Origin of the sequence: Lactiplantibacillus daoliensis (assembly GCF_005405005.1) — a bacterium.
Classification (GTDB): Bacteria; Bacillota; Bacilli; order Lactobacillales; family Lactobacillaceae; genus Lactiplantibacillus; species Lactiplantibacillus daoliensis.
This window is the reverse complement of record NZ_BJDH01000002.1, coordinates 318,904-339,159: the sequence shown is the minus strand read 5'-3', so window position 1 is coordinate 339,159 and position 20,256 is coordinate 318,904. Positions and strand designations below refer to the sequence as shown.

Genomic DNA, 20,256 nt, shown 5'->3' with positions numbered 1-20,256 from the left:
GGATCGACATGGAACGATTAGCAGTGAATTTAGCAGGCGTCACGTTAAAAAATCCGGTGATGCCCGCAAGCGGTACCGCCGCTTATGGTCAAACAATGGCGACACAATTGGACTTAGGCGCTTTGGGTGGCTTAGTCATCAAGTCGACGACAGCCGAACCGCGCGAGGGTAATCAACGGCCGACGACGGCCCCAACCACGGCTGGCTGGTTGAATGCGATTGGGTTGAAGAACCCCGGCATTGACAACGTGCTCGCTGAAAAGTTGCCTTGGTTAGCTGAACATTATCCGGCATTGCCGATTGTTGGGAGTGTTGCCGGCAGTACCTTTGATGAATATGTCGCTGTCGCTCAAAAAATGACGACGGCACCAAATGTGGAGTTATTAGAAATCAATATTTCGTGTCCGAACGTGGATCACGGTGGATTAGCATTTGGAACGGATCCAGTGCTAGTTAAAGATTTGACGCAAGCCATCGTGGCTGTGGTCGATAAACCTGTGTTTATGAAGTTAACCCCAAATGTGACGGATATTGTGCCGATTGCTGCTGCTGCTGAAGCTGGTGGTGCTGCTGGATTAACGATGATCAATACGTTAACTGGCATGGGAATCGACCTGAAGACTCGTCGGCCGATTTTAGCGCACGGCACGGGTGGTTTGTCAGGTAAGGCACTGCATCCAATGGCTGTGCGGATGATTCATGACGTTCGTCAACAAACGAAGTTACCAATTATTGGGGTTGGCGGCGTCTTCACACCAGCGGATGTCTTGGAGTTTTACTTGGCTGGTGCCAATGCCGTCCAAGTGGGTGCAGCCACTTATGGGCACCCGACCGCCTGTACCGACATTATTGCCGGTCTACCAGCAGCGATGGACAAGTATGGCATGTCGAGTTTGAGTGAGTTGATTGCGGAGGTACAAGGATGAGTCGACCAGTTATTATTGCCTTGGATTTTCCGACAGCAGCGCAAGCCTTGGTCTTTTTAGACCAATTTCCAGCGACTACCAAATTAACGGTCAAAATCGGGATGGAATTATTTTATGCGGCTGGGCCACAGATTGTCCAAGCCATCGAGGCGCGTGGTCATGCCGTGTTCCTTGATTTAAAATTGCATGATATTCCCAATACGGTTGAATCGGCGATGCGCGTGATTGGTCGCTTGGGAGTTCGGTATACGACGGTCCATGCGGCTGGCGGCCATGTGATGTTGGCGGCGGCGAAGCGTGGTTTAGTTGCCGGTGCCGCGGAACAAGGGTTACCTGCACCAAAGTTATTAGCGATAACGCAATTAACTTCGACGAATCAAGCCATGTTAAACACTGATCAACAAATTCCCGGCACGGTGCAAGCCAGTGTGGTTCACTATGCTGAGTTAGCGCAGGCCAGCGATTGTGATGGGGTGATTTGCTCCGCACAAGAAGTTGGCGCGATTCATGCGGCGGTAGGGACCGACTTTATTGCCATCACCCCAGGGATTCGGCCGGCCACTGCGGCAGCTGACGACCAACAGCGCGTGATGACACCGACCGCCGCCGCTAAAGCCGGCAGCAATGGTTTAGTTGTCGGTCGCCCAATCACGCAAGCAGAAAATGCCGTGCGAGCGTATCAACAGATTTTGACAGAATGGAGTGCAGCAAATGACTAAAATTGCAGCAACAATCGCCAGTGATCTATTACGAATTCAGGCCGTGACGTTACGACCAAACGAGCCATTTACTTGGGCGAGTGGGATGCATAGTCCGATTTATACGGATAATCGGTTAACGATTTCATATCCGGATGTGCGGACTCATATTGCTGAAGGAATTGCCGCGATTATTCGCGAACAATATCCAGCGACGGCGGTGATTGCGGGCGTCGCAACTGCGGGTATTCCACATGCCGCCTGGGTCGCACAAATTCTGGATTTACCGTTGATTTATGTTCGTTCTAAGCCAAAGGATCATGGTGCTGGACGTCAGATTGAAGGTGTCTTGAAGCCGGGCGAAAAAGTCGTTATGTTAGATGATCTGATTTCAACTGGGGGCAGTGTCCTGCAGGCAGCGAAAGCTGTTCAAGCGGCTGGCGGCGATATTCAAGCTGTTGGGTCAATCTTTAGCTATCAATTAGCAGCAGCGACGGAGAACTTTGCAGCTGCTAACCTGCCACTGTTTAGTTTGACGAATTACACCAGCTTGATTGAGGTGGCTCGCCAGGCTGATGAAATTACCGCTGACGATTTAGCCTCGCTACATGCTTGGCGTCAAGATCCCGCCAGTTGGGGTGCGCAACACTAGATTGCCTTAAAGGATTCGACAATTGTCGAGTCCTTTTTTCGTGGCTAATTGGCGGGAAAAATTCTAAATAACGTCGCTGTTTTTGGTCGCTTAAATATGCGATAATGAGACATAATTACATAGAACGTTTGTTCAGATTAAAGGAGGAACTAATCGTGAGTTTACAATTCGTGCTGGGTTCGGCACAGTATGACCATCGCCAAACAATGGTACAACAACTGGTTGTGGCGTTAAAGACGGCTCATACTGATGAACAATTTTTTTATTTGGTGCCGAACCATATTAAGTTCGATACAGAAGTGGATGTCTTAAATCAATTGGCACAGGCAACCGGTCAAAATCATCAATTATACGCGCAGACACAGGTACAGGTCTTTTCCTTTACGCGACTGGCTTGGTATTTGATGAAAAATGAGGCCGCTTATCAAGTGCCGCGGCTATCGGCAGCTGGGATTGATATGTTACTCTATCGAATCTTGCGGGCACACGCGGAGGAACTCCGATTATTTGGCGGCGAGGTCTCGCAGACGGGTTTTATTACCCAACTGGCTAAAGAAATTAATGAGTTACAGACGGCTAATTTGACGCCGGAAGAAGTCACCCAACTGGCCGTGCAAGCACCAGCAGGGGATTTGCAAGCCAAATTACATGATTTAGCGATTGTATACAGTGATTTTGTGACGGCCACGGCGGGAAAGTATTTGAAGCCGGCGGATATTTTGGCTCAATTGAATACTTATCTGCAACACCAGGATTTAAGTAAGATGCACGTTTATTTGGAATTAGCGGGATTTGCCCAATTGCCTGGACAGCAACAGGCGCTCATCACCACGATGTTGGAACGCGGGGCACAAGTGACCATCAGTTTGATGTTGGACAAGGCGGTCACACAGCAATTACCTGAAAACGGCAGTTTGTTTTATCAAACCGGCCGCTTGTATTATCGATTATTTCAGTATGCACAGGTCCGTAAAATCCATGTTGGTATGGATATCAAAGCGACTCAGACGCGTGTCAGTCCAGGATTAGCCGCGCTAGATGATTATTGGCGTGGGCAGCCGCAACATGCCAGTGGACAGGAACCTAAAAATACAGCCTTAAGTCTTTTTCGGACGGATAGTCGGCAGACGGAATTAGCTCAGGTGGCCCGTCAGATCCGCCAATTGGTTGCGTCAGGACACTATCGTTATCGTGATTTCTTAGTGATTACACGGCATTTAACGAGTTATCAAACGATGTTAGCGCCAATTTTTCAAACGCAGCAAGTGCCGTATTTTGTCGACTTACAGCGTTCGATGGCCGACCATCCGTTAGTGGAGTTGATTGGGGCGTTATTTGACTTAGATGCGAACCACTATCAATACCGAGATGTCATGCGGGTGTTGAAGACAGAGTTGTTGATTCCAGTGGTTGACGGTCAACCGATGTCACGCAAAGCTTATCGTCAGGCCGTTGATTTGACGGAAAACTTTATTTTAAAGAGTGGTTATGCTGGGCAGCGCTGGTTGGAGAAGGCCGATTGGCAATATTTCCAGTTTACAGCCGGTGATGCCGGTGTGGAAACCGACGAAAATGCAGCGATTACCAAGCAGATTAATCTAATCCATCATTTTGTAGCGGCAATTTTTCCACCATTCTTCAAAAAAATCGCTGCCGCCAAAGATGGCCGGGCAGCTGCCACGATTTTGGTTGATTTTCTGACCAAAAATGGGGTTGATCGGCAGTTGATGGTTTGGCGTGATCAAGCGTTAGCCCAACAAGACGTGGCTGCGGCGGCTGAACCCGAACAGACTTGGCAAGCTTTCTGTAATATGTTAGATGAATTTGTGACGTTACTTGGAAACGAGCCGTTTGAACTGACTGATTTTCTAGCCTTATTGCAAGCCGGTTTTGAAGGAGCCAGTTATTCGCAAATTCCATCGACCTTAGATCAGGTCTTGATTTCTGAAAGTGGCATGGTCCAGAGTCAGCAACGCAAGATTGTCTTTATGATTGGTGCCACGGATCTGGTGATGCCGGACCGAATTATGACCAATGATTTGTTGAGTGATGTTGATAAAGCAGCCTTGCAACCAGATATCGATCAATTGGATGGTGACCATTATTTGAGTGATTCGGCCGTGATTCAATTAGGCGATGAGCGTTGTTTGAATTACTTGGCTTTTATGAATGGGACAGAACGGCTGATTTTCAGCGCACCATTGAAGGATGATCAGGAAACTGAATTGGGATTATCTAACTATATTAAACAGATTCAACAACATTTTAAGCTACCAACAGCGATTTATTTAGGGACGCCAGACCCAACGGCGACTAAGATTGGCGCCTTTGTAGGGACGAAACGGCGGACGATGACGCATGTGATCCAAGTTTACCGGGATGTTTTGACGGCAAATACGGATCGTAATCGGGTTGGTGAGCCATTGCGGCCAGCACCAATCTGGGTTTGGTTACGCAAACAATTGACCAATGACCTTGAATTTGGGCCATTAGCACAACAGCTGTTGGCGGGGCTAAGCTATCGCAATATTCCAGTGCCGTTAAAACCTGAGTCTGTTAAGGCACTCTATGGCACGCAAATTTATACCTCAATTTCAAAACTAGAAGAATTTTATCGCAATCGTTACGCCTATTTCTTGAAGTACGGACTCAAGTTGCAAGAGCGTGATGTCTTTGAACTGTCAGCGGCTAGTACCGGTGAATTTTTCCATGCCGTCCTAGATGGTTTAGTCAAAGCGGTTCGAGCGGATCAATTAACATTAGCTAACCTGACAGACCCACAGTTGGAACATTACCTCGGCCAAATTACGACAGAAGTTTTGGCACAACCACAGTTCATGATTTTATCGAGTTCAAACCGGATGGCTTATTTACGCCAACAATTAATTAATACGGTGAGCCAAATTGCCTACGCAATTCGCAATCAGGGGTTGCGTTCGGCTGCCCAGCCTGAACAGACTGAATTATTATTTGGAAATGTTGGTAAAGAACAGGGGCTCAAGGCATTAGATTTTCAAGTGGATGCGCAACATAGTGTCCATGTGCGTGGCAAGATTGACCGCTTAGACCAAATTCAAGTTGCGGATCAACGTTATCTGGGAATTGTTGATTACAAATCCTCGGTTCATCGCTTCGATTTCCAAGAAGCCTATTATGGCATTGCGATGCAAATGTTGACCTATTTGGATGCGGTTTTGCGTAATGAACACGAAATTGTCGCTGACCCACAAGCTAAAGTGAAATTAGCGGGCGCATTATACATGCATATTCAAAATCCAACGCTTAAACCTAGTGATGTTAAAACGGGCTTTGAAGCCGCAATGTTGAAGGCCAACAAGTATAAGGGAATTTTGCTAGACGATCCAGAGTTGTTGGAGAAGCTAGATACTGATTTGCAACAGCAGACGGGTGTGTCAAAAATCTACCCATTCCGTCGAAAAGCTTCTGGTGCTTATAATCATGCGAATACCCGTACGCCGTCCTTGGTGACAGAAAAGCAGTTAACTCAATTGATTCGGCATAATCAACAGTTAATCATTGAAGCGGCCGCCGCGATTTTTGCGGGCTCATTGGATTTAAATCCGATGCGATTGAACGACAAGCGAACCGCTTTGCAATATTCACCATATTTGGCAATTATGCAGTTTGATGCCATGTTACCTGAAAATAATTATCATGATCTACAGCCGCTCACGCCGAGCGAAGTTTTAGACCGAATCGCAACTGGAGGTGTCCAAAATGACTAAGTTTACAGTTAGTCAACAAGCGGCAATTGAACAAAAAGATAACAATTTACTCGTCTCCGCCTCCGCCGGTTCGGGGAAAACAACGGTGTTGATTGAACGCATCATGCGTAAAATTGAAGCTGGCACAAACGTGGACCAGCTCTTAATTGTGACTTTTACCAATTTGGCCGCCAAACACATGAAACAGAAATTGGAGAATCAACTTAACGCAAAGTTGTCAACCTTGCTAAATGAGGCCACGGGAAAGACGACAACGTCACCGGAAATTCAACGGTTACGACAACAACTCAGCCTATTAGGTGTAGCCAATATTAGTACCTTGGATGCATTTTGTTTGCGGCTGATTCAACGCTATTATTACGTCATCGACTTAGATCCCGTTTTTCGCTTGTTGACGGATAATACTGAAGGATTGCTCATCCGCGACCAAGTGTGGAGCGATGTTCGTGAAAAACTGTATGCCGAGGATGGCCAGTTATTTGCTCAGTTAACAGCGAACTTTTCAAATGATCGCAGTGATGATGGTCTGAGTGCACTCATCATGCGCCTATTTGATTTTGCACAGTCAACGCCTGACCCTATTAAGTGGCTCAAAGAATTACCAGCAACCTATGCTATCGAAACGCCAACTGTGACGGCATCGAATTTTTATCAAACGAAGTTATTGCCATTGTTGAGTCAAGCTTGTCAGCAGATGCAAGCGAATTTAACACAGGCAATTGCCGTGGCTCAGGATGGTGAGCTAGAGGATAAAACAATTAAAGCATTAACGGCTGCCCAGCATGATGTGGAAAAGCTACAATCGGCACTCACGACAGCCAGTTGGAATGAGTTGCGTGATCAGGTGGCGTCGTTCAAATTTGGTCGCATGAAGAAAACGTACAAAGATGAACCGTTGCGAACGAGTGCCGCGGCTAATGTCGGGCAACTGGTACAAACCGTTAAGGATCAGATCAAACAGCTCACTGAAAGTTATTTTGCCGCGGATGAATCCCAAATTCTGGCGATCATGCACGGGTCAGCGGAATTAGTCACTGAACTCGTTAAAGCAACCTTGGCATTTAAGGAAGCTTTTGCCGCTGAAAAGCGCCAACGACATGTTTTGGATTTCAGTGATCTGGAACATTTAACGTTACAAATTTTAACGAGTACTGATGATAGTGGGCAGGGTGCCTTAGCACAATTACGGGCGCAGTTCGATGAAATTATGGTCGATGAATATCAGGATATTAATAGTTTGCAAGAAACAATCTTGCAACTATTGGCGCGAAAAGCTCCTGGTAACATGTTTATGGTGGGCGATGTCAAACAGTCGATCTATCAATTTCGGTTGGCGGATCCCTTATTATTCTTGCATAAATATCAAGATTATGGTGAAAATCCCGACCATGGCGATCGCATCGTGTTGGCTGAAAACTTCCGCTCGGTTGAAAATATCGATAATTTGGCAAATTTGATTTTTAGTCAGCTGATGGATGAGCCGGTTGGTCAAATTGAATACGATGACGCCGCAAAGTTGAAGTACGGTCCTAAGGATTATCCGGCTGATTTAGCCCAAACAACCAGTTTGTTGTTGTACCAATCTGGTGAAAAGGCTGCTGAACCTGATGATGACGTCGATTCAGATAACTTTTCAATTGATGATCCGTCTGAGGGCAGTATCACCATGGTAGCCCAAAAGATTCTGGCATTAAAGGCGCAGGATCGGCCTATTTATGATCGCCAAACTAAAACTTATCGGCCATTTCGCTATAGTGATGCGGCTTTATTAGTTCCAACCAGAAATCACAATTTGACGATTATTGATATTTTTAAACGACTACAGATTCCAATCGTGGTCAATGATGCGCAAAACTATTTTCAAACGACTGAAATTCGAATCATGATGGCATTGCTGAGTGTGATTGATAATCCATATCAGGATATTCCGTTAGTGGCTGTTTTAAGGTCTCCGATGGTGGAACTGGACGAAAATCAATTGGTTTATTTACGCATTCAAAATAAAACCAGTGATTATTTCCAAGCCTTGCAAGATTTCTATGACGCGTATCCGGCGCGTGAACATGAGACCTATGGTGATCAGATTTATGCTAAAGTTGATCGTTTTATGACGCAACTCACGGAATTTCGTGACTTAGCACGACGGAATCAACTTGTGACGTTAATCTGGCGAATCTACGAACGTACCGGTTTCTTGGATTACGTTGGTGGCATGCCCGCTGGTAAGCAACGTCAAGCAAATTTGAATGCCCTGTATGAACGGGCGCACACCTATGAAGAAGGTAGCTTTAAAGGGTTATTTCAATTCGTTCGATTTATTAAACGGATGCAGGAGAAAGATCAAGATTTGGCGGCTGCGGTTTCAGAGACTGAAACGGAAGCAGTCAGTGTGATGACGATTCATGGGAGTAAGGGGCTGGAATATCCGGTTGTCTTCATTATGGATTTGGACAAGCAATTCAACCAGAGTGATACGCGCCAATCGGCCTTGTTGGACCGGGAAGCTGGTATTGGGATTACTTACTTGGAACCGAAAACGCGAGTGAAATATCCAACCTTACCACGCTTATTGACGCAACAAGTTGTGAGTCAAAAATTACGAGCCGAAGAAATGCGGAAGTTGTATGTTGCCATCACCCGGGCGGAGCAACAATTATACTTGGTTGGGACGGTTGAATCTATTGATGTCGCAACCAAAAAATGGCGCCAAGTGCTGGCTGATGGCCGACTCGTCCTGAATGCCCAAGCGCGGATTATGGCTAAAAGCGACCTTGACTGGCTAGGGATGACGTTGATTCGGCATCCTGATTTGAAAGCTTATTGGGATGGCGAACAGCCGGCCTATTCATTGGCTCAGGATCAAACCAAGCTTTCAATTGAGTTAGGCGATCCAACTTCGGTTGGTAAAACTGCTCCGCAGGCGACACCCAAGGATGCTGAGACGCCAAGTGCAGTTGAATTAGTTGAGGCCAATCTTGAGGTTGACGTCGATCAAGTGACCCAGCAGCAAATTCAACACTTATTGAACTTTCAGTACCCGGATCAGGTTGCCACAGCCACGACTGCTTATCAGTCGGTTTCCGAAGTTAAACGGGTCTTCGAAGATCCAGATACGCCGTTGATGCAAGCTAATCCAACCGTTAGCGTTGCACAAGCACGACCAAGTAGTCGCTACGTGGCGGATGAGTTGGCGACGCCACAATTTCTACAAACCGCCCAAGCGCCAACGGGGGCGGAAGTCGGCAGTGCGACCCATCTTGTGTTGGAACAGTTACCATTAGGTGCACCGGTTACGACTGATGTGGTGGCAACGACTGTTGCGGCACTGGTGGCGAAAAACATTTTGACTGAGGCAGTGGCCAAGTTAATTAATGTTGACTCAGTAGTAGGATTTTATGCGAGTGACTTGGGCCAACAGATTTTAGCAGCGCCTGATCAGGTTCACCGTGAAGTGCCATTTTCATTATTGATGCCAACTTGGCGGTTATTCGATGACTTTTCTAAAGATGATCCCAATAAAATTCTGATTCATGGGATTATTGATGGTTATTTGGAAACTGATGATGGGCTGATTTTATTTGACTATAAGACCGATCATGTTACCAACCCCACTGCGTTGTTGAAACGCTACACGGGTCAGGTTAAGCTATATGCGGCTGCCTTAGCGTCAATGTACGCGCCTCAAAAAGTCGCTGGTCAATATTTATATTCATTGACTCAACAAAAATTGATTCCCGTTCCTAAAAATGTGTAAACGAAAAGCGCCGTAGTTGGCGCTTTTTTGGTGCTTTTATAACATGATTTGGTAGGCGTTACGTTGATCGGTGGCATCATTAGCCATGTAGACAATGCCGCGATAGTCGAAGCCAGCCTTAGTAATAATATGCTGCATGCGTTGGTTCAGCGCGTGGGTATCGACTCTAATTTGGCGAAAGCCTGCGTCATAGCTCAGCGTCATCAAATTGCTGAAATAGGTGTCCGCTAGGTGTTGTCCATGATAACCACTAGCAATTGCAATTCGATGAATTGAAGTATAACTGGCGTCGGGTTCGCCGGCCCAGTTACCCTGATAAATTTGGTGATAATTAGGGTCCGGTGTTGTTAACAGGGCGGCAGTGCCAGCAATCTGACCATCAACCAGCAGTAACCAGGCCCGATTTGCGTCAATATCTGCTTGTAAGTCGCTGGCTAGTGGATAAGTCCCTTGCCATTGAGGAATGTGGTCGGCAGCCAATGCTTCACGACCTTGTTCGATAATTGCCAGCATTGCTGGTAGGTCAGCGGCGGCTGCTTGACGGACGTATTTTGTCATTAGAAATCCTTCTCTCTTAAAATAAACAAATTAATGTTAATTATTATAGGACTGTTATTGAAGTGTGACAAATTGGAAAGCAGATTAGTATTAATTCTGTTTGGTTTAGCTTTATAATAAGACTTATTAAACACTGGGAGTGACGCAGATGAAAGTATTCGTAATTGGTGCGCATGGCCAAATTGGTAAGAAAATTGTGTCAAAGTTGGTCGCACAAGGTGATCAAGTCTATGCTGGAATTCGTCATCCAGAACAAGCGGAGGCCTTTGAAGATGCTGGTGCACAGCCAGTTAGCTTTAACTTGCTTGAACAACCAGCCGAATTAGCGGAAGCCTTTAAAGGGATGGATGCGATTGTGTTTGCTGCGGGTTCCGGCGGTCAAACTGGTTATGATATGACCCTCATGATTGACCTTGATGGGGCGGTTAAAACCATGCAAGCAGCCGAGTTAGCGCAAGTTAAACGCTACGAGATTGTTAGTGCGGAATTTACGGCGGATCGGGCTAAGTGGCCCAATTCATTGAAACCGTACTACGTTGCCAAGTATTATGCGGACGAATGGCTAAAGACTCGGACGCAATTGGATTACACGATTTTACAACCAGGGACGCTGGTGAATGATGCGGGGACTGGTAAAGTCACTGTTAATCCTGAGGTTGGCGGCGAGATTACACGTGATGATGTTGCGACCTTTGCCGTGAAAGCTTTAGGTACACCCCGAACAATCGGTAAAACAATCGCGTTGATTAATGGCGAGACAGCGATCAAAGATGCTATTGAAGCCTAACTCAAAAATTCCTAACCTATGACGGGTTAGGAATTTTTTTGCGAAGTTTGTGACATTGGGATAAGTATCATATTTAAGCGAGTTGGGCCATGAGCTGTTTTTGTTGTGCTGATGTTAACGGTAGGATTGGTAAGCGTGGTGAGCCAACTGAAATTTGGCGTTGGTTCAAGGCGGCTTTTACTGGTGCCGGTGAAGGAGCACTAAATAAGGCGGCCATCTTGGGCATTAATTGGCGTTGCAATCGTCCGGCGGCTGGCCAGTTTCCTTGATCAAGCTGGTTGTACATCGCGGCTAGTTCATTACCAAAGACATGGCTGGCAACAGAAATAACCCCTTGAGCCCCTAAAATTTTGGCGGTCAAGGCTTGTGAATCTTCACCAGTATAAACGTTGAAGTTAGCCGGCGCGTGTTCAACGATGGCGGCTAATTCTTCCAAGGACGTACATTGCTTGACGCCGATAATATTCGGTTGTTTTGCTAGTGTTAAAACAGTCTCAACACTCATCTTCACGACGACGCGACCAGGAATATTATAAATCATAATTGGCAGGCCGCCACGCTCAGCGATGGCCGTGAAGTGTGCAATCATCCCAGCTTGGTCTGGTTTGTTGTACGGTGGGACAACGACAAGGGCTGCGTCAATGCCAACGATTTGACTGACACGCCGAGTGAAAGCAATTGTCGCCGCAGTATTGTTCGTACCAGTATTTGCCATGATCGGGACGCGGCCACGAACGAGTGCGGCAGTCTCTCGAAATAGCGCAATTTTTTCATCATCGGTCAAGGTTGGGCCTTCGCCGGTCGTACCACCAACCAAAATGCCTTCAGTGTGGTGGGCAAGCAGGTAATCGATTAACTGAGCTAGGCGGTCATTATCGACCTTTCCTTGGTTATCAAACGGGGTGACCATCGCAGTCATAATTGTCGCATGTGTAAAGTTCATCTTAAATCCCTCCAAATTAGTGTTGTTCAAAGTTAGTGAGCCAGGTTGCCAAGCGGTTCATACTTTCTCGCAGTGCGGTTTGGCTGGCCGCGTAGCTGATTCTAAACCAGCCTTCACCAGTTGCACCAAAGGCCGAGCCGGGGATGACCGCGACTTGGGCTTGTTGTGCCAACTGAGTGGCAAAGTCCCAACTTGTCCCTTGGAAGCTAGCTGGAACCTGGGCAAATAAGTAAAAGGCACCGCTCGGATAGACATAATTAATCCCAATTTCACTCAAACGGGCGACCAAATAGTCGCGGCGCTTTTGATAAATGGCGCGCATCTGGGGGCCGTCATCGAGGCCATTGGTAAGTGCCTCAATACCGGCTACTTGGCTGATGGAACTAGTCGAAGTCACAAGGTATTGGTGTGTCTTCTTCATCTCACTAATAAATGCTTGTGGCGCCATGATTAGCCCGAGGCGCCAGCCCGTCATGGCGTGAGATTTTGATAGACCATTGATTGTAATGGTTTTTTCAGGGTATAGGGTCCCTAGTGCTGTGTGGGGTTGATCATAAGTGATCTCACTGTAAATCTCGTCACTTATCACGATCAAACCGGCTTGTCGAATGACAGCAACTAGGGCTGTGAGTTCAGCTCGCGAGTAAGTGACACCGGTTGGATTGGTTGGATAGTTTAAGATGATGGCTTTCAACGAATTGTCAGCATTGGCTTGGATTGCCGCTAGTAGATTTTCAGGAGTCAGTTTGTAGCCGGATTGTGTGGTGTCAATGGGAATCACATTGGCGTGAGCCATTGCAATGACTGGCGCATAGCTCGTGTAACTGGGTGTTGGTAATAAGACACTGTCACCCGGGTTTAAGAGCGTGATTAACGCGGTTGCCACGGCTTCAGTTGCGCCGACAGTGGCAATAATTTCACTAGGGGCATAGGTCAAACCGTATTTTTGATTGAAATAATGACTTGCGGCGGCTTGCAATTTTTGGAAGCCCATTAATGGGGAATAGTGGCTGTAATCATGTTGAATCGCTTGAATACCTGCTTTTTTGATATGTTCCGGTGTTGGTAAGTCGGGTTCGCCGACCGTTAACTTGATAATATTTGGAATATCACCGATTGCCTCATCGAAGCGCCGGATTCCGGAAACTTGAATTTTTTTGATAATTTGATTGGTATCAGTCATCTTAAAACTTCCTCTCATCATGATTAATGTTTATAATAGGCAATAATTGACTTGATTAAAAGTGACAGTTTTGTCAAAAATGAAAGGACAGTTTTAACATGCCTTTGGATCGTCAGACGGACACACCGCTCTATTTACAATTATACCGGCTTTTGCGCGAGAGTTATGAGCCGCAGAAATCCGCAAATCAGAAATTATGGTCGATTCGAAAACAAGCTCAAAATTTGCATGTTTCAAAAACGACTGTTGAGCAAGCTTACGACCAATTGATCGCGGAAGGTTATGTTTATACGATTCCGGGTAGCGGTTATTATTTTAATGATTTGCAACATTGGCCAAAGCAACATAAACGTGTCAGTGTACCAGTTGTGACGGTAACTACGGCTGAACCGATGGCATATGATTTTCGTTATGGCGTTACTGAACTTTTGACACCAAGTTGGAACGGCTGGAAAAAAGCTGTGCGTGCGGCGTTACGTCAGACAGAAGAACAGCCGACGGCACTGTATCCGAATGCGCAGGGACTGATCAAGTTGCGCCAACAGTTAGTGACCTTTTTGCGACAGACACGCGGTGTTCAGTGTCGCGCGGATCAGATTGTGATCACGAACGGTCCCAAATCGGGATTAGAATTAGTACTGAGTTTATTGCCAGCTGGAAAAGTCGGGATTGAAAATCCTGGCTACCGGGGGTTAACGGCACTGGCAGCTGGTTATGACCAGCAAACAGTCCGGATTCCGGTGACATCGATGGGGTTAGACTTGACGGTGCTTAAGCAGGAGCAACCCCAAGTAGTGTATACAACGCCGGCCCACCAGTTTCCGCTCGGATATGGCTTGCCGATCGCACAACGCTTGGAATTACTACAATGGGCGGCTGAAAAGCAGTGTCTAATTGTTGAAGATGATTATGATAGTGAATATCGTTACGATGCGCACCCCCTGCCAGCGTTACAGTCGTTAGCGACTGCGGATCAAGTCGCTTATTTAGTGACTTTTGCGAAGGGAATCGATCCGACTTCTCGGATGGGGTATGTGGTTTTACCAGATTGGTTACTGGCGACCTACCATCAGCAGTATCAGTATCGTTCGGCGATGGTGGCGGGGCTAGTGCAGCAGGCGATGGTTAACTATTTTGAAAGTGGCGCGTATTACCGCCATCTGAGTCGGAGTCGGTCGTTGAATCGGCAAAAGTACCAATTACTCTCAAAACTATTGACGAAAACGACCGCCATTCAGCCGATTTTGACTGGGGCAGGGTTACACTTGGTCATTCGGGTTCCTCAGGTTAAGCAAGCTGATTTGATGGCGGCTTTGGCTAAACAATCAATTCGAATTTATCCGTTAGCATCTAATTGGGCAGGAATGCCGACGCAAGATTATTATTTACTCGGGTTTACGGCCTTAAGCTTGGCTGAGCTGAAGGTCGCAATTCCAATCTTAGTGACGACCTGTGAACAGCTCGTTGCTCAAACGGATGAAAGACACTTAAAAACTAAAGGCTGAGAGTCTCACAACTATATCAGGATTAGTAACTGTCGCATCTAAAGTAGACTTGTCAATTTCAGCGCTCCGTCAGTCAAAATCGGTATGCTGTGGGGGGACGGAGCCAGCCACAGTACGGTCTGGCACCTCAATTCAAAGCCGATAAAACACGTCTTTGAATTGCCCGGTAAGATTAGTCAGCTAAGAACACGCCGACTAATCTTACCGACACTGCACACCGATTTTGACTGACTCCGCTAAGCATAGATAACTGATTTATCTCTTAAAAATCACTGATTAGCTGGAGGTTGTTGCTGATAGCGTCGGACGTGCAGGTGACGTTTGACGGGCGCTTTTTACCCACGGACGGTCCGGGAGAGTTGCGCTCTTGGCAAAGCTTTCGGGAGAGGGGCAAGACGTTTCTCAGGCTTGAATCGGTCCCTCGTTCGCATGTTTATCAGCAGCAACCGGAAGCGGCAGTCATCGACTAGCTTTCACCACTTGATTATTGACATAGTGTCGCAGACTGGCAATTGTTAACTTGCAACCTTTAGTTAAAAAAGAGTCAACCGGCCCAAAATGCTGGTTGACTCTTTTAATTAACTTAATTATTTATTCTTTATAAACCCATTCATTACCATCACGTTTCAATAACTCGTCTGAAGCGGCTGGTCCCATCGTTCCTGGGCGATAGTTAGGAAAGTCGGGGGTGTGTTCATCCCAATACTTCTGGATGACATCTACGAACTTCCATGAATAAGCAACTTCTTGCCAGTGCGTAAAGTTGGTGGCATCACCATTTAGCGCATCATGCAAGAGCCGTTCATAGGCTTCGGGGCTATTAGCCGTTGCTTCGGAATCATGATCGTAGTCCAATTGAATTGGGGTGGTGGCAAAGCCTTGACCAACACATTTAGCATTCATGCGGAGTTCAAAGCCTTCCGTTGGTTCAACGTTAATTGTTAAAACGTTGGGGGCCAATTCGTTGGTTGAATCGGAAGCATTATTATCATGATTGAAAATGTTTACGATTGGTCGCTTAAAGACGACGTCGATCCGCGTAAATTTATCGGCTAAACGTTTCCCAGTCCGCACGTAGAAAGGTACGCCTGACCAGCGGAAATTATCAATCATTACTTTACCAGCAACGAAGGTATCTGTATTTGAATCAGGGGAAATCTTATCCTCTGAACGATAGTCTTTAATATCACCGTCGGCCGCGTATTGGCCACGAACAAAGTTGTCCGCAACTTCGGCTGGCGTATAGGGACGGAGACTCCGCAAAGCTTTTACTTTTTCGATGTTAATGTCATTTTCGGTGAACTCAACTGGTTGATCCATGGTCAATAGGCTGAGAATTTGCAAGATGTGATTTTGAACCATGTCTCGCAAGGCACCACTATTGTCATAGTAAACCGCGCGTTCTTCAACGCCGAGTTTTTCACTCAGTGTAATTTGTACATTTGAGATGTAGCGGTTGTTCCACAAGAATTCCCAAATGTTATTGCCAAAACGAATGGCAGAAATGTTTTGAATCATTTCTTTACCCAAATAGTGATCAATCCGATAAACTTGATTTTCATCAAAAGTAGCGGTGAGCTCATCATTCAGAACTTTGGCACTTTCGAAATCGTGACCAAATGGTTTTTCAATAATAACACGGTTGAAGCCATTGTTGGTCAAGATATTTTCTGATTTTAAATGTTGCGCAATCGTGCCAAAAAAGTTTGGTGCCATGGCAAGGTAGAAAATCCGATTACCTTGTAAGCCGTATTGGGCATCCAACGTTTCTGACAACCGTTTTAAGGTGACATAGTGTTGGGCATCTGTGACATCATGGGATTGGTAATAGAAATGGCTCGCGAATGCTTTAACCTTTTCAGCATCGGCATCTAAGCTTGCCAATGAATCGGTTATGATTTCGTGATAATGCTCGTCGGTCCAAGGCCGCCGAGCAGTCCCAATAACGGCAAAATGGTCTTGCAAATACCCTTTTTGATAAAGTTTAAACAATGAAGGGTAGAGCTTACGTTGGGCTAAGTCTCCGGTGCCACCAAAAATGGTGAACAAGGCGATTTTTTCTTTACTCATCAAATTCACTTCTTTACTAGAATATAGAATACGGTGTTTTGTTAGAATTTAAGTCAAAATTGTAAAAGCTACCATGACTAATATTAAGCATTTCCCAGCAGTGGTCAATCATAACGCACTGTTTAGTGTTTGGCAGACCTGTCTGTGGGAAACTGATGTCGTAATTCACGTTCAGTGGCGACATTTTGTAAAATTAAGGCAACGGCCAGCCCCATCGCTTGCAAATTAATGCTTTGCAACCAGCGAACGTTAAATAGACCGCCCCAAACGGCACCAATCAATAAAATCGTGAACAATTCCATCCCAAATAGGGTATAAACATGTTGGGCGTATTGCCAGGTTTCATCGTTTTTGATGGCGCGACGTGACATGTAGCCGGCTAATGAGCGCATCTTGGGCATCCGCACCCGTTGATAGATCCAGATAAGCAAAATGACCAAAAAGCCTGGTGCTAAACCAAAACTCGTTGCTGCCATTGCGCACCTCGCCATTCATTAAATTAGCGCTGTTCGATAGCGCTTAAATTTATTATAGCAATCATCACGCGAGCATGTCGACATTTGGTTTATGAAAATGATTATTTTTTAAGACAGTGCCGGTTATTTTGGCCGCTTTGCTAGGCCGGTTGGGTTGGTCGGAGTATACTAAGAAATAATGTAATCAGAGTCGAGGAGGATTTGATGATGACAACTTTTCGTGAAGAAGCAGATACGATTGGTTCCGTGAAGATTCCAGCAACAGCACTATGGGGGGCGCAAACTGAACGCAGCCGCCACAATTTTCCAAATGGACCGTTGATGCCAGTTGCTGTAATTCGTGCGCTTTTACAAATTAAGCAGGCTGCGGCTGAGGTTAATCAAGAGCTTGAAACGCTATCGCCGGCTAAATCGGTTGTAATCAGTCAGGCTGTGCGTCAATTGTTGGCTTTAGATGATGACCAGTTGATGGCGGATTTTCCACTGCATGTCTATCAGACCGGGTCTGGTACGCAAACAAATATGAATGTTAATGAAGTTTTGGCCCATGTAGCCGCTAAGATTGATGCGGAGACGCCAGTATCACCCAATGATGATATAAATCAATCGCAGAGTTCGAATGACACTTTCCCAACGGCCATGAACATTGCGGCCTCATTGGCACTGAAACCAGTGATGGCTCAAACACAAGCGTTGATCGAGGCGCTAACCGCCAAGGAAAAGACCTATTGGCGTACGGTTAAGATTGGTCGCACCCATTTGCAAGATGCGACGCCATTAACGTTTGGTCAAGAAGTGAGCGGCTGGATCAGCATGTTGCGTCATGACCGTGAGTACTTAGAACAATTGGCACCGACTTTATTGGAATTACCACTTGGCGGCACGGCGGTAGGAACTGGTTTAAATACTCAGCCAGACTTTGCCAAAAAGGCCATTGCGCAGTTGGCTGCGGCTTATCAGCTTGCGTTTGTGCCAGCTGAGAATAACTTTGCGGGGTTAGCTGCCCATTCTGGGCTAACGGTTGTCCATGGTGCGTTGAAGACGTTGGCGATGGATTTAGTGAAAATTGGCAATGATATTCGGTTCTTAGCCAGCGGACCGCGGGCTGGTTATGGTGAATTGACGATTCCAGCCAATGAACCGGGCTCATCAATCATGCCGGGTAAAGTTAATCCCACACAGGTCGAAGCCTTAACGATGGCGGCTGCTCGAGTAATGGGTAATGATACAACCATTGGCTTTGCGGCGAGCCAAGGTAATTTTGAAATGAATGTTTATAAACCAGTCATGGTTGATGCTTTCTTGGAATCAACCACGTTGTTAAGTGGGACGATTGATGGCTTTACAACCAAGTTGGTTGCCGGTTTGACGGTCAATAAGGATCGAATGCGTGAGTTAGTGGACCAGTCACTGATGACGGTCACAGCGTTGTCGCCCCATATTGGCTATCACCATGCGGCTGAAATTGCTCAACTGGCTGAAAAAGATGGCAGTACGCTACGGACTGCTGCTCTTAAGAGTGGTTACGTCAGTGGAACCGAGTTTGATAATTGGGTCGACCCGTTAAAGATGACGAATATTGAACGGCAAGACTAGAAAAATTTAGGTGAAGTTAATGCAAAAGGAAGTTCGGTTACGGTGGTTATTGTTAGCAAACCTGCTCAATAATGCCGGTGCCGCGTTCATGTGGCCGCTAACGATGGTCTACATGCATAATTATTTGAAGCAAACATTGACGTTTTCGGGGACTGTGTTGTTTTGCATGTCACTTGCAATGATTTTTGGCAATTATGTCGGTGGTCGTTTATTCGACCATTGGAAGCCATACTGGACGGCGATTCTTGGTGTTACAATCTCAACAATTACGCTGGCGACGTTGATTTTTTGGCACAGTTTAATTCCGTATGCCGCTGGGTTGATTATTGTCGGTTTCGGTGACGGAATTAGCATGACAGTCGTGAATGCTTATGCTGCCGCGGTTACAACTAAGTCCAATCGCTACGTGTTCAATATGCTCTATTTGGCATTGAACGTTGGGGTCGTCATTGGGACCTTGTTAGTGGGTTATTTGCTTGATTTAGGCATTAGTGTGGTCTTTATGGTAACGACCGTTTGTTATGTGGGACTGTTCGTCATTGTCCTCGCAACTTTCAACGTGGGTGTGACTGCCGGCAAATCGGCGGCGACCACAGCCAAATCAGTCACGGTCGACAACACTTCCAAACGTAAACGCCAATTAATTTGGCTCATTTGTCTAATGATTTTTACCATTTACTTGAGTTACGCATTGTGGGAAAGCCTGCTGTCTGTGCACATGACGAATTTAGGCATTCCGTTTCGACGGTACAGCGAAGTTTGGACAGTTAACGGGCTATTAATTATTTTGAGTCAACCAGTGGTCACCTTGTTCAATGAACGCTTTAAAATTGGTTCACAGGTCGCCTTTGGCATTACGTTATTTGCCTTGTCCTTCTTGGGCTTAGTTTTTGCCCGTCAATATGTTGATTTTATTATTATCATGGTTGTGTTAACGATCGGTGAGGTAATTGGCTTACCAATTGTGCCGGCCTGGGTCGATGATATGGCGGCGCCAGAACAGCGTGGTAAATATCAAGGCCGGTTCAACATGGCGCTTTCGATGGGCCGTGCGGTCGGACCACTATTTGGTGGAATGATGGTTGCACAGTCTTCATATTCGGTGCTATTCATAGTTGTGACGGCGATGATGCTCGTCACACTTGGCATTGTTTTGATTCGTGCTCAGCATGAAAAATTATTAAATGGTTAGTGAAACGTTTTGAAGTTGTCTGTAGAGACAGTTTCAAAACGTTTTTTAGTCGGCTGTAAAGAATGGTATTTGGGACAATCGCCAGCTAAGTCCATGATTCCTAGTTTCTAGAATTTGGTCACTGGTTACATTAGTCAGGCGGTGGAGATTAGTCGATTATTGCCGCTTCC

The 20,256-nt window shown here is 46.1% G+C and carries 14 protein-coding genes; 9 read left to right on the top strand and 5 right to left on the bottom strand.

From position 1 onward, the window contains the following. Positions 1–8: 8 nt before the first annotated feature. The 5 genes from FFM64_RS03940 to addA all read left to right on the top strand — a co-directional run bounded on the left by FFM64_RS03940 (position 9) and on the right by addA (position 9,776). A complete protein-coding gene (locus FFM64_RS03940) occupies positions 9–926 on the top strand; it encodes a dihydroorotate dehydrogenase (protein WP_137606695.1) in 918 nt (305 codons plus the stop codon). Continuing rightward, positions 923–1,645 carry an orotidine-5'-phosphate decarboxylase gene (pyrF, locus tag FFM64_RS03935; protein WP_137606694.1) on the top strand — a complete coding sequence of 241 codons (723 nt, stop codon included), beginning with the start codon at positions 923–925 and terminating at the stop codon, positions 1,643–1,645. Before FFM64_RS03940 ends, pyrF begins: the two co-directional genes overlap by 4 nt. Continuing rightward, on the top strand, positions 1,638–2,276 hold the full coding sequence (pyrE, locus tag FFM64_RS03930) for an orotate phosphoribosyltransferase (protein WP_137606693.1): 639 nt from the start codon (positions 1,638–1,640) through the stop codon (positions 2,274–2,276). Before pyrF ends, pyrE begins: the two co-directional genes overlap by 8 nt. A 155-nt stretch (positions 2,277–2,431) precedes the next feature. Beyond that, positions 2,432–6,022: a PD-(D/E)XK nuclease family protein gene (locus tag FFM64_RS03925; RefSeq protein ID WP_137606692.1), complete on the top strand. Its 3,591-nt coding sequence runs from the start codon at positions 2,432–2,434 to the stop codon at positions 6,020–6,022. Further along, entirely contained in the window at positions 6,006–9,776 is a 3,771-nt protein-coding gene (gene addA / locus FFM64_RS03920; protein WP_137606691.1) for a helicase-exonuclease AddAB subunit AddA, read from the top strand. Before FFM64_RS03925 ends, addA begins: the two co-directional genes overlap by 17 nt. Positions 9,777–9,812: 36 nt before the next feature. Here the strand turns inward: addA and FFM64_RS03915 are convergent, their stop codons facing one another. Then, entirely contained in the window at positions 9,813–10,334 is a 522-nt protein-coding gene (locus FFM64_RS03915; RefSeq protein ID WP_137606690.1) for a GNAT family N-acetyltransferase, read from the bottom strand. Positions 10,335–10,482: 148 nt separating this feature from the next. On the opposite strand from FFM64_RS03915, the gene FFM64_RS03910 reads away from it, so the two are divergent. Beyond that, positions 10,483–11,121 carry an SDR family oxidoreductase gene (locus FFM64_RS03910; protein ID WP_137606689.1) on the top strand — a complete coding sequence of 213 codons (639 nt, stop codon included), beginning with the start codon at positions 10,483–10,485 and terminating at the stop codon, positions 11,119–11,121. Positions 11,122–11,194: 73 nt separating this feature from the next. Here FFM64_RS03910 and dapA read toward each other — a convergent pair whose 3' ends face one another. Both dapA and FFM64_RS03900 read right to left on the bottom strand, forming a co-directional pair. Then, a complete protein-coding gene (gene dapA / locus FFM64_RS03905; protein ID WP_137606688.1) occupies positions 11,195–12,064 on the bottom strand; it encodes a 4-hydroxy-tetrahydrodipicolinate synthase in 870 nt (289 codons plus the stop codon). A gap of 16 nt (positions 12,065–12,080) precedes the next feature. Beyond that, complete coding sequence (locus tag FFM64_RS03900) at positions 12,081–13,247, bottom strand: aminotransferase class I/II-fold pyridoxal phosphate-dependent enzyme (RefSeq protein WP_137606687.1); 1,167 nt, start codon at positions 13,245–13,247, stop codon at positions 12,081–12,083. A gap of 98 nt (positions 13,248–13,345) precedes the next feature. Between FFM64_RS03900 and pdxR the strand changes: the two genes are divergently transcribed. After that, complete coding sequence (gene pdxR / locus FFM64_RS03895) at positions 13,346–14,752, top strand: MocR-like pyridoxine biosynthesis transcription factor PdxR (RefSeq protein ID WP_137606686.1); 1,407 nt, start codon at positions 13,346–13,348, stop codon at positions 14,750–14,752. Positions 14,753–15,343: 591 nt separating this feature from the next. Here the strand turns inward: pdxR and zwf are convergent. Together zwf and FFM64_RS03885 are read right to left on the bottom strand one after the other, a co-directional pair. Beyond that, a complete protein-coding gene (gene zwf / locus FFM64_RS03890; protein WP_137606685.1) occupies positions 15,344–16,822 on the bottom strand; it encodes a glucose-6-phosphate dehydrogenase in 1,479 nt (492 codons plus the stop codon). Between the two features lie 122 nt (positions 16,823–16,944). Next, entirely contained in the window at positions 16,945–17,298 is a 354-nt protein-coding gene (locus FFM64_RS03885) for a hypothetical protein (protein WP_137606684.1), read from the bottom strand. A gap of 207 nt (positions 17,299–17,505) precedes the next feature. Here FFM64_RS03885 and FFM64_RS03880 point away from each other — a divergent pair, with 207 nt between their 5' ends. Together FFM64_RS03880 and FFM64_RS03875 are read left to right on the top strand one after the other, a co-directional pair. Then, positions 17,506–18,894 carry a class II fumarate hydratase gene (locus tag FFM64_RS03880; protein WP_137606683.1) on the top strand — a complete coding sequence of 463 codons (1,389 nt, stop codon included), beginning with the start codon at positions 17,506–17,508 and terminating at the stop codon, positions 18,892–18,894. Positions 18,895–18,913: 19 nt separating this feature from the next. Further along, a complete protein-coding gene (locus tag FFM64_RS03875) occupies positions 18,914–20,086 on the top strand; it encodes an MDR family MFS transporter (RefSeq protein ID WP_137606682.1) in 1,173 nt (390 codons plus the stop codon). Positions 20,087–20,256: the final 170 nt, after the last annotated feature.

Excerpts from the sequence above, each read along its gene's own strand:
- FFM64_RS03940 (WP_137606695.1), top strand. The coding sequence starts at position 9 with ATGGAACGATTAGCAGTGAATTTAGCAGGCGTCACGTTAAAAAATCCG.
- pyrF (WP_137606694.1), top strand. The coding sequence starts at position 923 with ATGAGTCGACCAGTTATTATTGCCTTGGATTTTCCGACAGCAGCGCAA.
- pyrE (WP_137606693.1), top strand. The coding sequence starts at position 1,638 with ATGACTAAAATTGCAGCAACAATCGCCAGTGATCTATTACGAATTCAG.
- FFM64_RS03915 (WP_137606690.1), bottom strand. The coding sequence starts at position 10,334 with ATGACAAAATACGTCCGTCAAGCAGCCGCCGCTGACCTACCAGCAATG.
- FFM64_RS03910 (WP_137606689.1), top strand. The coding sequence starts at position 10,483 with ATGAAAGTATTCGTAATTGGTGCGCATGGCCAAATTGGTAAGAAAATT.
- dapA (WP_137606688.1), bottom strand. The coding sequence starts at position 12,064 with ATGAACTTTACACATGCGACAATTATGACTGCGATGGTCACCCCGTTT.
- FFM64_RS03900 (WP_137606687.1), bottom strand. The coding sequence starts at position 13,247 with ATGACTGATACCAATCAAATTATCAAAAAAATTCAAGTTTCCGGAATC.
- pdxR (WP_137606686.1), top strand. The coding sequence starts at position 13,346 with ATGCCTTTGGATCGTCAGACGGACACACCGCTCTATTTACAATTATAC.
- zwf (WP_137606685.1), bottom strand. The coding sequence starts at position 16,822 with ATGAGTAAAGAAAAAATCGCCTTGTTCACCATTTTTGGTGGCACCGGA.
- FFM64_RS03885 (WP_137606684.1), bottom strand. The coding sequence starts at position 17,298 with ATGGCAGCAACGAGTTTTGGTTTAGCACCAGGCTTTTTGGTCATTTTG.
- FFM64_RS03880 (WP_137606683.1), top strand. The coding sequence starts at position 17,506 with ATGACAACTTTTCGTGAAGAAGCAGATACGATTGGTTCCGTGAAGATT.
- FFM64_RS03875 (WP_137606682.1), top strand. The coding sequence starts at position 18,914 with ATGCAAAAGGAAGTTCGGTTACGGTGGTTATTGTTAGCAAACCTGCTC.